Raw genomic sequence first — 13,067 nt, 5'->3', positions numbered from 1 at the left:
TTTCTAGAAGCCCCCTTTATTTTGTTTGTTCAAGCATTTCAAGAAACCATTCTCTAAATTTTTCTACATGCACATCAAGTGCAACAGTCGCATTAGTCTCTGTGTGATATTTCATTTTCAAGTCTGCTACCGTGGCGCCATTTGCTGGGCCTTTGCCTGTTTCAATTTCAACATGTGTATCTGCAAAATCGAACAGCTCTGGTTGCACAATCGCAGCAAGTGCGCACACATCGTGCATTTTAAGTCCAGTTTTCATACTGCCTCCGCGGTAATGTGAAAAAAGTGCAGCAAACATCTCACCAGCTCGGTTCATTGTCTCAATCTGCTTGACTTCTTTTTGCATCAAGACTGCTCGACTTGTAACATCGAGCCCGATCATCGTTAGTTTCACACCTGACTCGAATATGATTGCAGCTGCTTCTGGGTCTGTGAAAATATTGAATTCCGCAGCCGTTGTTGTGTTCCCGCGACTTAGGCTCCCACCCATTAACACGATTTCTTTCACTTTCTCCTTGGTTTCTGGATAAAGTTTAAAAAGCAAAGCAATATTTGTTAAAGCGGCAATTGGCATTAATGTGACAGGCTCCTCACTTTTAACTAGTTCTTCTCGTAAAGCCTCTACTGCATGAACTGGAAGAACCGTTCGGCTTGGTTTTTCAAAATGAAAACCACCCATACCAGATTCCCCGTGAATTTCACTACTGTCTTCAAGCGGTTTTAAAAGCGGTTCAGAACATCCCCTTGCAACGGGAATATCGACATCAAAAAACTCTACTAATTTCAGCGCATTATCTGTCGTTTTGTCAACGCTTACATTTCCTGCAACAGTTGTAATCAATCTCAAATCAATTTCAGGGTGAAACATGGCAAAAGAAATCGCAACTGCATCGTCAATTCCAGGATCTGTGTCAATGATCAAAGGTATTCTTCGCATTTTCTTACCTCCAGTTAAACGTTTAATTTAATAACTAAAAAGAAAGCGCATTCTTCAAAGAAAATAATAGCATTAAACGTTTAATTAAACAAGAGGTTTTTTAGAAAAAAATTTTTAACGGAATAAATAAACCGCCTTTCTCTAACAAGAAAAGCGGTTTATTTCTTTTATTCATCAAAAAAATCTTGGATAGCTTTTTGGTTTGCACTGATATTAATGCGCAGAACCGATCCAGCCCCAGCAATTCGTTGATTTTCCCACGTTCCTTTCACTGGAACCGTGAGTGTCTTCAGGTCATCTGTACGCCCTAATACAAAATCTGTTCCTGTTTTTAAAACAAGTGACGTTGGAAGATCCGTCGATGTATAACCTTGAACCGTCCCAAGCACACTTGGCATTTTAAAAATGCTAGTCGCCGTGATGGCTTGTTCTTTCACTGCACTAAGCACTTGTTGTTGCCTGCGAACACGCCCGAAATCACCTTCTGCATCATGACGGAAACGAGCATATTGTAAAAGCGTGTGTCCATCCATTTTTTGCTTCCCGGCTTTGATATTCGCATCAATATTTTCCGACATATCTTTCTCGGCATCAATTTCAATGCCATCTGGAGCAAGAACATCAATGATTTTCGCGAAACTATCAAAATTTGTTACCACATAGTAATTACATTTCACACCAAAGTTTTCCTCAACTGTCTGCCGAACAAGTTCTGGACCACCATAAGAGTAAGCAGCATTAATTTTATTTTTCCCATGTCCGGGAATATCCACGTAAGTATCTCGCATCAATGAAACCAGTTTCGGCTTTTTCGTTTTTTTTATCATAATGCGCAATCATAAGTGAATCAGAGCGCCCTTGATCTGCGCCACGTGAGTCACTACCAATGAATAACACATTAATATCATTTCCTTCTGTTTTTGCCCCGTTAAATTCAAAACTCTTCATTTGACTGGCCTTTTCTGCTGTCTTCAAGCTAGATTGATATTGAAAAAATCCGATTACGCCAAACACCACTACAAGAAGGAGCAGCAAGACCAAAATCGTACCAAAAATCCGCCCTTTTCTCACTTTTCTTCGCTCAGCATGACGTGCCATAACTTTCCACCTCGACTCATTTTTACAAAACTTTGCATTTTCTCCTTACATCTTACACTAAAACAAATCAAAAGGTGAACAATAAACTTATAAGAATTATTAAAGAAATTTAAAAACACATCATTCTGTGCGGAATTCTGCTATATTATTAATGTAAAGAAAGAACTATCCAAATAAATCAGACCAACCATTTAGCTTTTAGAAAAAGGGAGGAAAATCAAGTGAAACAACCAATTTACAAACGAAAAAGCTGGCAAATCGCTTTCGGTGTCATCATCATTCTTTTGATTGTAGTAGCTGTACTTTTCTTTATCTTCTTAAACCAGTCTGCAGATAAAAAGGCAGAGCGAACAGCCGAATCGTTTACGACAAACTTAAAGAAAGGGCACTATGATAAGCTTGCAGAAGATGTCACGAAGGATTCACTAAAAGAGTCTCAGTTCAGCCAAAAGCAATTGCAAGAAAAATATCAAGCCGTTTATGGCGGTGTCGGGGTTCAAGATATTACCGTCAAAAATTTGAAAGTCAAACCCGGTGCCAATAGTCGTATTTATAATCTCAGCTACGAACTTTCCATGCGAACAAGCCTTGGGAAACTAAAAACGCAGCGATATAAAACCACGATTTCTAATGACAATGATGAGTGGAAAATCAATTGGAAACCTGCTCTTATTTTCCCTGGCATGGTTGCTGATGACAAAGTTCGCCTTGAAACAGATGAAGCAAGGCGAGGAGACATCGTTGATCGTAACGGAAAAAAACTAGCAACAATGGGCGATTTCTATGAAGTTGGGGTCGTACCTGAGCTTCTTACGAGCGGTGCTGAAAAAAACAAGCGCATCGAGGCAATCAGCAAAGAAATCGATATTCCAGCTAAAGAAATCAACGAGGCTCTAAAGCAAAAATGGGTCAAAGAAGATAGCTTTGTCCCTCTAAAAACCGTTTTCGATGGTGTGAAATCTGACTTAATCGGGATTGCTTACGCTCAGAAGGTTTTACGTACGTATCCGTTAAATCAAGCTTCGGCTCATTTGCTCGGTTACATTGGCGAAGTGAGTGCTGAAGATATCAAAAAAAATCCCCAATTAAAAGTGGGTGATGTGATTGGAAAAGCTGGACTTGAGCGCTACTATGATAAGGATTTACGCGGGGAAAGCGGTGGAATCATAAAAATTGTAAATGACCGCACGAAACATGAAACCACTTTGCAAAAAGTGGCCCGCAAAGATGGACAAACTGTTAAACTCACAATTGACGCTAATTTACAGCAAAAAATATATACAGGCTTATCTAAAGAAACAGGAGCCGCTTCAGTGATTAATCCTCAAAACGGGGAACTGCTGGCTCTTGTGAGCACTCCTTCTTATGATGCAAATCAACTGGCTGCAGGGATTCGGGCAGAAGATTACAAAACCTATAGTGAAGATGAGCGGATGCCATTTTTAGCACGTTATTCAGCACGCTACGCACCAGGATCAACTTTCAAAACCATTACAGCCTCCATCGGTCTTGACCTTGGCGTCACTAAACCGGATAAAGTGCGAAAAATCGATGGTTTAAAATGGCAAAAGGATGCTTCATGGGGCAAATATTCCGTGACGCGCGTTCATGATAAATCAAGCGTAAATATGGTTGATGCGCTCGTTTACTCGGATAACATTTATTTTGCACAAGAAGGACTGGAGATTGGTGCTCGGCGATTTGAAACGGAACTCAAGAAATTCAATTTTGGTGAAAAATATACTCACTTACCGGTTGACATGAAGGCTGCCCAAATTTCGAATGATGGGCTTAAATCTGAAATCCTCTTGGCGGATACGGCTTACGGCCAGGGACAGCTCTTGATGAGTCCGATTGAACAAGCCGCTGCCTATTCAGCCATTGCCAATGGTGGTAAAACCGTCTATCCTAAACTCACCGTTTCACAACAAGTCAAAAATCCTGAACAAGCGGTGAAAAAAGAATCAGCGGATATTGTGAAAGAAGCGCTCGTTAAAACGGTTTCTGATCCAAATGGAACGGCACATGGTCTTGCTGTCAGCGGAAAAAATCTCGCAGCAAAAACAGGAACCGCTGAATTGAAGCAAAAACAAGGAGAAGATGGCGATGAAAATGGCTTTCTATATGCCTTTAATGCCGACCATCCAGATGCGCTACTTGTTGGCATGGTCGAAGATGTGAAAGGCCGTGGTGGAAGCAGCCTTGTCATTGACCGACTAAAAAACGTGATTGCAACCTTTTAAAAAAAAGAAGCGTTCAAACTCATGTTTGAACGCTTCTTTCGTTTTATTTCTCAGCTAGGAATTGGGTAATCATTTCCTTATAAACTTCAATCATATCCGTGTAATTTTCGATAGAAACATGTTCATCAATTTGATGAGCAGTTTCAATGATGCCAGGACCAAAGATGATCACTGGGAACTCTTTTTTCGCTTTGATGAATTCTGCAGCGTCGGTTGTCCCTGGCGACGTAACTAAATCAATGCTTTGACCTGTTTGTTTTTTATAGGCATCTTGGCCAATTTTCGCAATATCTGAATCTTTATCACTAAATACAGGAAGCTTATCGTAATCCCAAACAAGTTCCAATTTCACATCTTTTTCTGCATTTAACTTGTTTACAATTTTCGCAAATACATTTTTAATTTCATCATTATCTACTTCTGGTATCGTTCGAATATTTCCTTGCATCTTCGCTAATTCCGGGATACTGTTTACTTGGTTCCCGCCAGAAATGACTGTGGCATTGTGCGTGAAGTTCCCAAGGAGTGGGTTTGTTTCTTTAACGGATGCCACAAATTTCTCAACTTCATTGTAAAACAATGCTAAATTGTCAATGGCGTTGATACCAAATTCAGGCATTGAACTATGGGCATTCTTGCCGTAAGAAGTCACCGTGTAATTCATCGAGCCTTTGTGGGCATACCAAATCCGTGGACCGCTTGGTTCCCCGATAACGAGCGCATCCAGATCATCCGCATAACCTTCCGATGTAAGCTGTTCTGCTCCTAGCTCTCCAACTTCTTCTCCGACAGTGGCTAATAGTTTTACCTTTCCTGGTAAGTTCTTTTTTTTCATCTTTTAGTTCGATCATCGCGATCACCATCGCCGCAAGTCCCGATTTCATGTCCGTTGAGCCCCGACCATAGAGTTTACCATCTTTTTCCGTCGCTTCAAAAGGTGGATAAGTCCATTTTGAAGGGTCCCCCGCATCCACAACATCCATGTGTCCAGAAAGTCCTAGTACACGGCTCCCGCCATCGCCAATTTCACTGACTAAGCTCGCACGCTTTTCCGCGTACTGTACTTTTTTCGAGTCGATTCCGTGTCTTGAAAGTAACTCCCCTAAATAGTTGGCCACTGCTTCTTCGTTTCCATTCGTTGAATCAATGTTTATGATGTCCTTTAGAATCTGCAATCTTTCTTGTTGTTCCATGTGATTACCTTCTTTCTTTTAGTCACCCTTCTACTTCCCTGTTTTAAGGGTTTTAAACAAGAATAAGATGAATTCTTTTAAAAATTCTGTTCAATCCAATAACGTTTTATTTCCTTTATTTTCGCCGTTTTCACAGTGCTTGCAAATCGGTACACATCACAAAACTCAAGCCTTCCACCCTCCGCAAAGAAAATCTGTCCATTAATTGCAGCTGTATTTCCATGCGTGATCACGTGCTCCACCGTTACCTCACGAATTTGATTTTCTCTTTCTTCTTTTAAACTCTCAAGCAAGTTAGGTAACCCACTGATAATCTTTTTTTTCATGGAGAAAGTGGAGTACTATGTTTAAATCCGCATACTCTGAGATCGTTTTTTTGCTCTTGCTTTAGTAAGTCTAACGTAAAGTCTGCTACTATTTTCTTTCTTGGCGCATTTTCACAACTTTTAGGTAAACTAATTTTCATTTTGCCTTCCTCCCGTTTCTTGCAAATTTATTCACCAAAAAACAGCTTAGATCCCTATCTAAGCTGTCTGGTTAGTTTTACGTTTTTCAAAATGTCGCAGTATCCAAAAACATAGAAGTGCTCCCACTGTCGCTCCACAAAAATCCAAAATAACATCTTGAACAAGCGGAGTTCGTCCGCCCGTAAAATGTTGATGGATCTCGTCACTTGCCGCGAACAGCAAAGGAACTAATAGTGCCACAAGAAAAGCCCAAAGCTTTTTCTTTCGCCATAAATACATTCCTGCAAATAAACTTGCTCCCATCAAGAAATAGGTCACAAAATGCGCGCCTTTTCGAATAAAAAACTCTAAAAATTTACTGTACCCCAAGTGCGCGATGCTCACTTCATCGTTTGCATATACAAAAGAAACGTGGGAAAGTAAACCTTCAAACGGTTTATTCGCTAATATTTTATCCATCACAGGTACAAGTGATTGTTCATCATACGTCTGTGAAGAAGATTTTAAGAGTGTCCCCATAATCACCAACACGCAGATAAAGCTTGCTATAATCCAAAATTTCTTCGTTTTTAACATCCAAAAATTCTCACTTTCAACAGATTCATTTTTTTATTATACCATCTGTTTATGAAAGATCGATGAAAAAACTAAATAAATTTTTGTTTGGTTTGTCTGCGCCGATATACAAAAAAGTAAATCGAAAGCGGCCACCACAACACTGCAAAAATTGGATAAATCGCCCAAATCGTTTCTTTCGAAGTGATGACATTAACTACAATGAAAAAGATACTAATAAGAATCGTTGAAATAATAGAATAAGTCAACAGATGTCTCGCAAGCAACACTGAAAGCGGCCAAAACAGGCTAGCAAACGCTGGATAGATCCACCAAATCGCATCTGTTGTGACTGCATTCGCAACAATGAAAAACAAAATGAGCCAAGCGGTAGCAACGATTGAAAAAAACGCGTGGGAAGTAACCGATCCCCACTGAAAGTGGCCACCACATGATCGCAAAAGTCGTAAAAATACTAAAAGGAAAGCCTGGCTCAAAGTAAATGTTCAGTAACACATAACTTAAAACGAGCACTAAACTAGCAAGGGTGGAATAGAAAAAGGGATGCCGCACGTTGCCCCATTAAAATCACAAGCGGCCAAGCGAGAACAGCTGGAACTGCGAATAAGACCCATAAATAGTCCGGTGTTTCTCTTAGATTTGCCGCCGCAAGTACGATCAAAACCAAGATACTGCCTACAACCGAAAATAGTTTAAAATGACGGCTTCCGTCTAGCAAAAAGAAAAGTACCGGTGCTAAAAACAAAATTGCCGTATAAAAAGACCAGTCTGAACCTGGAAACACAAGAAAATTAAGCGCCATTAAAAACAGAGCGATCAGAAACGAACTGAAAGCAAGAAACCCGCGTGTACTTTTATCCATTTTATTTCAACTCCTCTTTTTTGCGATGTAAGTAATAGAACATGGAAAGCGGCCACCACAACACTACAAAAGTTGGATAAACAAACCAAATGATTTTTGGCGTGTAGTAAAAATTAATGAATACCATTAAGGCAATAATAAGGATAGCTCCCCAAATTGAAAAACCTAAATTTAGTTTGGCAAAACCGAGTTTTTTGCTACCACCAATTTTGAGTTCTTCTTTAATTTCATCAAAATCACCAAATTCGATAATCACTTTGTTGATTGCATCTTCTTGAGACTTGCCTTCATGCATCAAATCGTATACTTTTTCTTCCATATCTTGCATGATTTCTTCTTTGACTTGCTCAGAACGCTCAGTTTCTGGCACATCATCAAACAACTTCTCTACAAATTCATATATTCTTCTCAATTTTCCCTCTCCTCCAAAAAGACGTCAATTACTTCTTTAATTTCTTGCCATTCCTCAATCATTTCATTCAAATAAAGCTCGCCTCGCCGCGTTAGTAAATAATACTTGCGTTTACCGCCATGACTACGATCCCCGTAGTAGCTTTTTATCAATCCCTTTTTCTCAAGGCGTTGAAAAACTGCGTAAAGCGTCGCTTCTTTAATTTGAAATTTTTCCTTCGTTCGATCGCTAATCTCCTTCGAAATCGCATATCCGTAGGAATCACCATCCGAAAGAATCCGCAAAATAATCGAATCCACGTGGCCTCTTAAGATATCGCTGCGGATTTTGACCACCTCCCCAAATTACTCTGCCACACATTACTCTATCAGATAGAGTTGATAACATAAAAAAGTTTAACATGTATTACTCTATCTGTCAAAGCAATTTTCATTTTTCTTGAAAATCTTCCCATGATCTCGCATTGTATCAAGCACAAGCGCATGCAAAAAAAAAGCAGAAACCTCAAAAAGTTTCTGCTTCTAATTATTTATACCGCCTTTTCCTGAGTAGCATCAAAATATTCATGACCAATTTCTAATTTTCGATTCAAAAGTTCACTCACTGTCACAAACTGATAACCTTGCTTTTTCAATTGTTTCAGCGTTTCCTCAAGACTATCCGCCGTTGTTTCATGAATATCGTGCATCAAAATAATACCCCCGTCACTCGCATTTTTCAGCACTTTATTTGTGACAAGTCGCCCGCTTTTATATTTCCAATCTTCCGTATCAACCGTCCACTGCGCAAGCGGAAGACCGATCGCAAGCGCCGTATCATGATGAACCGCCCCGTAAGGAGGTCTTACAAGCTCTGGAAAATAGCCCGTTTGTTCATACACCGCAAATTGCGTCTTCAAAATTTGCTCCGAAACACCCGCACTGGAAAGCTTCGTAAGCGCCGGATGACTCCAAGAATGATTGCCCACCTCGTGTCCTTCCAAAAGCTCCTGCTTAACAAGCCCCGGATTTTCCATCACCTCAGAGCCCAATACGAAAAAAGTGGCTTTTGCATGATATTTTTTGAGTAAAGCAAGAACCCGCGGTGTGACTTTCCTGCTTGGTCCATCATCAAACGTTAGCGCAATTTTCTTCCCTCGATTTGGAGGCTCAGTGGTTTTTTCTTCGCCGTTTCGGAAGCTAAATATTTCGGTTTTATATGCCCAGCTAAATACGAAAGTGGTACAGCCACATGTTTCATTTCCGGATAATTTGGAATCGAAATCGGTACCGTAAGTGTCTTATCCGTGAGATTAATACTCGTTTCCGAAAGCCGATCCGGATATTTCGCTTTTCCGAGAGCCGCCATTTTCTCAATCGGCCATTTTTTCTCTGCCATCACAGCCTTCTGCATGGCAAGCTTAAGCTCAAGAAGTGCATCCGGATCCGAGTTAAGCACCTCGCCAAGTGTTAGCACATTACCAGTATCCGCATCCACAAGCTGCTGATCAAATTGCCTCTCTGAAGCTTGCTTATAGTGATGCCTAACTCGGTCGTATCTAACTTTCTTCAAGCGATAGCCTTCCACACTGTTTCCGTTTTTTTTGTTTATCAAAAGTGAAAAATACTAGATTATCCCGATCATTTTGCTCTTTTTTAGCTGCATCAAGAATTTTTTTGTTTCAGAATTTTATTATCTGATTTATCTTTTAAGACCGGAATAAACGCCGTAATAACTGAATTTTTGTTTGTTTTTTTGTTCAATTTTGTGGAAATTTCCCCGACCATTTTTTTGATCCATTCCACGTTCAACATCCTTCGCCACCTTATCACGAGCTTTTCCAAGTTCATGATTTTGATAAGCAAAAAATCCAAAAACAGCAGCAATAACAACGACAATCGCCACAAGACTAGTCCAAAGTATTTTATGATTCATGGATAATAACACCTCTTTAACTCAATAGGTTCCCCTTAATCCCGTACCATATTATACAGACTTTCAAACAAAATTCCAGCCATTTTCCTGAATTTCATTTGTAGCTTTTTATTCATTCACAATATTGAATCCAAATCAAAATTAAGCGCCATTTCAGGTACCCTATTTCCATAAAAAAAAAACGCGAAAAAGAGTCTTTTTCGCGTTTTACTTTATTCTCAAATTCGGCATTTTAGCCAAGTGCCACATCGAGCACCATCATGACCGCAAAACCAGCCATCGTAGCGGCCGTCGCGAGGTCGGTTGAACCTTCAACTTGTGATTCAGGAATTAGTTCCTCAATCACAACAAAAATCATTGCTCCTGCTGCAAAAGCCAGCGCATAAGGTAAAATCGGCGTTACAAATACGACAAGTAGTGCGCCAATAACTGCGAAAATCGGCTCAACAATAGCCGAAAGCTGTCCATACCAAAAGCTTTTCGCCCGGCTAAGTCCTTCCCCACGAAGCGGGATCGATACTGCGGCTCCTTCTGGAAAATTTTGGATTCCGATTCCAAGCGCAAGCACAGCTGCCGTCACAAATGTTTCCGTATCTCCGACAAGAACTGCACCGAATGCAACCCCAACAGCTGCTCCTTCTGGAATATTATGGATTGTAATCGAAAGAACCAGTAGGATACTTTTATGTAGTTTCGTTTTTGGACCTTCTTTTTCTTTTTCAGGAAACCCGAGATGGAGATGGGGAATTAACCTGTCTACGAGGCGTAAAAATACGCCGCCAAGTGTAAACCCTACAAGCGCAGGAACAAATGAAAAGATACCCATTCCTTCACTTCGCTCAATTGCTGGACTTAATAACGACCAAAAACTTGCAGCAATCATAACCCCTGCAGCAAACCCGAGCATCACATTGGTCCATTTTTGATTTAAATCTTTAAAAAAGAAAACAAGCGCTGCCCCTACAGCTGTGCAGCCCCAGGTGAATAGTCCGGCAAGCAAAGCGAGCAAGACTGGATTCAAACTCGAAAAATATTCTAACAAAAAAAGCAACCCCTCTGAGCGTTTTGAACTCCATTTGCATGTCTCAAAATCTTATTCTTTATCTTGATCTCCATCAAACCCGCGTTTTAAGCCTTTAAAAAAGGCGCCGCCAGTTTTTCCGATCACTTTGGCTGCTTCAAGTGAACCATAGAAGGCAAGCTTCGCAGTATCGCCGAGAACTTCCCCCGCTTTTCCTGCTGCATCACCTGCTTTTTCTTCTATCTTTTCAGAAACTTCTTTGACTTTTTCTTTGTCGAACATTTTCGGTTCTTCATCGTTTCTTGTCATAACTTGTCCCTCCATTCCTCTTTTCCTCATCATAGCGAAAAACCCAGCAAGATTCAATCACAAAAAACACTACTTTTCCGCCTATAAATGACTTTCGAAATCGAGCTCATAGCCGGGCTCATCAAAAGCAATTTCAGTCACCTCATAAGTCAAACGCTTAATATAGCTAATGAGCGGCTTAGACATTTCCTCTGCACGCTCCGCACCCAGTTCTTCTGCTTCGCCGAAAAAGTCAACTACTTGCACGATTCGGCTGATATGACCGCTAACTTTAAACCTGTCTAGCACAAGTAAAAACGGCATGTCTACCTTGAAGATTTTACCATCATCTAAAATTGACTTATCGTCCCCTGTAGGCTCCACTTCATTGAGTTGAACTTGGATGCTATTTTCCGCATTTTCAGGTTGTGTTTGTAGCGTTTCAAAATTAAATTGTTCTACGATAATTTGATTGACTCGAAATTCCAAATCTTTCGTCCTCCATTTCAAAAAAACATTTCATTTTCTAATCCATACACTCATCATATCGGTTTTACGAGCGCTTTTCAAATTTTGCTCGCCCATTTGTAAGTTTTAAGTCCCACAAAATGTGAAAAACCACTCCCACCGATTTTCACAAAAAGATCGCAGCCGCAAGCCAGTACACAATAGCTGCTAAACCTGCAGAAATCGGCAGTGTGATAATCCATGTCACAAGCATATTTTTCCCAGTGCGCCAGTTGACTTCTTTCTTGTGATTCGCCGTTCCAACGCCCATGATCGAGCTATCAATAACTTGCGTTGTGCTGACTGGAAGATGCGTAAGCGTTGCTGTCATGATAACAGAAAGGGAACTTACGTCTGCCGCAACTCCTGTAACTGGCTCAATCCGCATGATTTTTGTTCCAACGGTCTTAATGATCCGAAATCCACCAACAGAAGACCCGATCGCCATCGAAGCGGCACAGAGGAATTGTACCCAGAACGGGACACCCGCGCTTTCTTTTAGCAATCCACTTGCAACAAGGGCTAGAGTGATCATCCCCATCGTTTTTTGGGCATCATTTGTTCCGTGCGCATAAGCTTGAATGGCCGCTGTAAAGATTTGCGCCACCTTAAAATGACGATTGGTTTTAGCGCGCTTGCGATTTCGGAAAATCCATTTAAAGGCTGAGTAAATGAGATAACCGATAGTAAATCCAAGAATAGGCGAGATAATCAATGCGATAATGATCGTTCCAAAGCCAGCATAATTAAGTGAAGTAAATCCGGCAGAAGCAATCGCCGCACCCGCAATGGATCCAATCAAAGCATGTGAAGAGCTGCTTGGCATGCCAATGACCCAAGTAAGTAAGTTCCAGATAACCGCGGCCACTAAACCGCAAAGAACAACAAATTCACCATTATGTAAAGAAAAAGGGTCTACAATATTTTTGGTCAGTCCTTCAGCAACCCCCGTAAAAGAAATGGCCCCTAAAAAGTTCATCACAGCAGCCATCATAATAGCTACACGTGGTTTTAGAGCTCGTGTTGAAATACAAGTAGCCACTGCATTAGCAATATCATGAAAGCCATTGATAAAATCAAACGCGAGTCCAACAATCACAATTAAAATTGTGATTAAAATGATCGTATCCATCCGACATTCTCCTCACCCAAAAGTTCTCTCTTACACTCTATACCCAATTTCGCAAAAAAACAAAAGCCCCTACTTTTTTAAGGCAGGGGCACTCGTTTAAAATTCATATCCGCTGTCGTCACCGTCAAATCCATCATCATAAAGTTCGTAGTTATTATCATAAACATCTGGATTATGTTGAATTTCATAAAGGAAGGATCCAAATAAACCAAAAAGCATAAAAATGCTAAGAATAAAGCTCAATCCTGTTAAAATGCAACCCGTAATAAGAAGCCCTAATCCCTTTTTAGGTTCAAGTGACGGCTTTTTCGCAAATAGATAGACAAGTAGCACAATGATTGCACTTGTAAAAATGACCAAAAGACACCATAAAATGGGATTCATCCCCCGGCGCTCAGCGTCCTTATAAATCCAAATCGC

Annotated in this window: 17 protein-coding genes and 2 pseudogenes; 1 reads left to right on the top strand and 18 read right to left on the bottom strand. The window is 40.5% G+C overall.

Annotated elements, in window-relative coordinates; translation table 11 throughout:
- Window positions 1-16 precede the first annotated feature (16 nt).
- Window positions 17-934 (bottom strand): ribonucleoside hydrolase RihC, encoded by a 918-nt coding sequence (gene rihC / locus MAQA_RS03515; protein WP_036071465.1) that lies wholly within the window; start codon window positions 932-934, stop codon window positions 17-19.
- A gap of 167 nt (window positions 935-1,101) precedes the next feature.
- Window positions 1,102-2,032, bottom strand: a pseudogene (locus MAQA_RS03510) (LCP family protein).
- Window positions 2,033-2,253: 221 nt separating this feature from the next.
- Between MAQA_RS03510 and pbp4 the strand changes: the two are divergent.
- Window positions 2,254-4,275, top strand: a complete 2,022-nt coding sequence (gene pbp4, locus MAQA_RS03505) for a penicillin-binding protein PBP4(5) (protein WP_241463066.1) — start codon at window positions 2,254-2,256, stop codon at window positions 4,273-4,275.
- 43 nt (window positions 4,276-4,318) lie between these two features.
- Here the strand turns inward: pbp4 and MAQA_RS03500 are convergent.
- The 16 genes and pseudogenes from MAQA_RS03500 to MAQA_RS03440 all read right to left on the bottom strand — a co-directional run bounded on the left by MAQA_RS03500 (window position 4,319) and on the right by MAQA_RS03440 (window position 13,031).
- Window positions 4,319-5,468 (bottom strand): annotated as a pseudogene (locus tag MAQA_RS03500) (ArgE/DapE family deacylase).
- 77 nt (window positions 5,469-5,545) lie between these two features.
- On the bottom strand, window positions 5,546-5,794 hold the full coding sequence (locus MAQA_RS03495; RefSeq protein ID WP_036071462.1) for a hypothetical protein: 249 nt from the start codon (window positions 5,792-5,794) through the stop codon (window positions 5,546-5,548).
- On the bottom strand, window positions 5,791-5,934 hold the full coding sequence (locus tag MAQA_RS14530) for a hypothetical protein (protein WP_159099954.1): 144 nt from the start codon (window positions 5,932-5,934) through the stop codon (window positions 5,791-5,793). The genes MAQA_RS03495 and MAQA_RS14530 overlap by 4 nt, the downstream gene beginning before the upstream one ends.
- A 58-nt stretch (window positions 5,935-5,992) precedes the next feature.
- Window positions 5,993-6,511: a VanZ family protein gene (locus MAQA_RS03490; RefSeq protein WP_052008441.1), complete on the bottom strand. Its 519-nt coding sequence runs from the start codon at window positions 6,509-6,511 to the stop codon at window positions 5,993-5,995.
- 71 nt (window positions 6,512-6,582) lie between these two features.
- The gene (locus tag MAQA_RS15260; protein ID WP_052008440.1) at window positions 6,583-6,867 is read right to left on the bottom strand and encodes a hypothetical protein; all 285 of its coding nucleotides are present in this window, start codon (window positions 6,865-6,867) and stop codon (window positions 6,583-6,585) included.
- Between the two features lie 161 nt (window positions 6,868-7,028).
- Window positions 7,029-7,373, bottom strand: coding sequence for a hypothetical protein (locus MAQA_RS15255; protein WP_052008439.1), 345 nt, complete (start codon window positions 7,371-7,373; stop codon window positions 7,029-7,031).
- A gap of 1 nt (window position 7,374) precedes the next feature.
- On the bottom strand, window positions 7,375-7,785 hold the full coding sequence (locus MAQA_RS03475; protein WP_036071459.1) for a permease prefix domain 1-containing protein: 411 nt from the start codon (window positions 7,783-7,785) through the stop codon (window positions 7,375-7,377).
- The gene (locus MAQA_RS03470; protein ID WP_241463065.1) at window positions 7,782-8,084 is read right to left on the bottom strand and encodes a PadR family transcriptional regulator; all 303 of its coding nucleotides are present in this window, start codon (window positions 8,082-8,084) and stop codon (window positions 7,782-7,784) included. The genes MAQA_RS03475 and MAQA_RS03470 overlap by 4 nt, the downstream gene beginning before the upstream one ends.
- A 230-nt stretch (window positions 8,085-8,314) precedes the next feature.
- Window positions 8,315-8,911, bottom strand: coding sequence for a polysaccharide deacetylase family protein (locus MAQA_RS13505; protein WP_241463072.1), 597 nt, complete (start codon window positions 8,909-8,911; stop codon window positions 8,315-8,317).
- Window positions 8,902-9,336 carry a hypothetical protein gene (locus MAQA_RS13500; protein WP_149023298.1) on the bottom strand — a complete coding sequence of 145 codons (435 nt, stop codon included), beginning with the start codon at window positions 9,334-9,336 and terminating at the stop codon, window positions 8,902-8,904. Before MAQA_RS13500 ends, MAQA_RS13505 begins: the two co-directional genes overlap by 10 nt.
- Window positions 9,337-9,465: 129 nt before the next feature.
- Window positions 9,466-9,699, bottom strand: coding sequence for a hypothetical protein (locus MAQA_RS13495; RefSeq protein WP_052008436.1), 234 nt, complete (start codon window positions 9,697-9,699; stop codon window positions 9,466-9,468).
- 232 nt (window positions 9,700-9,931) lie between these two features.
- Complete coding sequence (locus MAQA_RS03460) at window positions 9,932-10,741, bottom strand: ZIP family metal transporter (protein ID WP_036071457.1); 810 nt, start codon at window positions 10,739-10,741, stop codon at window positions 9,932-9,934.
- A 51-nt stretch (window positions 10,742-10,792) separates the two neighbouring features.
- Entirely contained in the window at window positions 10,793-11,044 is a 252-nt protein-coding gene (locus MAQA_RS03455; RefSeq protein ID WP_241463064.1) for a hypothetical protein, read from the bottom strand.
- Between the two features lie 66 nt (window positions 11,045-11,110).
- Window positions 11,111-11,497, bottom strand: a complete 387-nt coding sequence (locus tag MAQA_RS03450) for a DUF1149 family protein (RefSeq protein WP_036071453.1) — start codon at window positions 11,495-11,497, stop codon at window positions 11,111-11,113.
- 145 nt (window positions 11,498-11,642) lie between these two features.
- Window positions 11,643-12,647, bottom strand: coding sequence for an inorganic phosphate transporter (locus tag MAQA_RS03445; protein WP_036071452.1), 1,005 nt, complete (start codon window positions 12,645-12,647; stop codon window positions 11,643-11,645).
- Window positions 12,648-12,743: 96 nt separating this feature from the next.
- Window positions 12,744-13,031 carry a hypothetical protein gene (locus tag MAQA_RS03440; RefSeq protein ID WP_241463063.1) on the bottom strand — a complete coding sequence of 96 codons (288 nt, stop codon included), beginning with the start codon at window positions 13,029-13,031 and terminating at the stop codon, window positions 12,744-12,746.
- Between the last annotated feature and the right edge of the window lie 36 nt (window positions 13,032-13,067).

Source organism: Listeria aquatica FSL S10-1188, assembly GCF_000525795.1.
Taxonomy (GTDB): Bacteria; Bacillota; Bacilli; order Lactobacillales; family Listeriaceae; genus Listeria; species Listeria aquatica.
The sequence above is the reverse complement of the archived record's forward strand: the minus strand, read 5'-3'. Positions and strand labels throughout refer to the sequence as shown.

Excerpts from the sequence above, each read along its gene's own strand:
- rihC (WP_036071465.1), bottom strand. The coding sequence starts at position 934 with ATGCGAAGAATACCTTTGATCATTGACACAGATCCTGGAATTGACGAT.
- MAQA_RS03495 (WP_036071462.1), bottom strand. The coding sequence starts at position 5,794 with ATGAAAAAAAAGATTATCAGTGGGTTACCTAACTTGCTTGAGAGTTTA.
- MAQA_RS14530 (WP_159099954.1), bottom strand. The coding sequence starts at position 5,934 with ATGAAAATTAGTTTACCTAAAAGTTGTGAAAATGCGCCAAGAAAGAAA.
- MAQA_RS03490 (WP_052008441.1), bottom strand. The coding sequence starts at position 6,511 with ATGTTAAAAACGAAGAAATTTTGGATTATAGCAAGCTTTATCTGCGTG.
- MAQA_RS15255 (WP_052008439.1), bottom strand. The coding sequence starts at position 7,373 with ATGGATAAAAGTACACGCGGGTTTCTTGCTTTCAGTTCGTTTCTGATC.
- MAQA_RS13495 (WP_052008436.1), bottom strand. The coding sequence starts at position 9,699 with ATGAATCATAAAATACTTTGGACTAGTCTTGTGGCGATTGTCGTTGTT.
- MAQA_RS03455 (WP_241463064.1), bottom strand. The coding sequence starts at position 11,044 with ATGGAGGGACAAGTTATGACAAGAAACGATGAAGAACCGAAAATGTTC.
- MAQA_RS03445 (WP_036071452.1), bottom strand. The coding sequence starts at position 12,647 with ATGGATACGATCATTTTAATCACAATTTTAATTGTGATTGTTGGACTC.
- MAQA_RS03440 (WP_241463063.1), bottom strand. The coding sequence starts at position 13,031 with ATGAATCCCATTTTATGGTGTCTTTTGGTCATTTTTACAAGTGCAATC.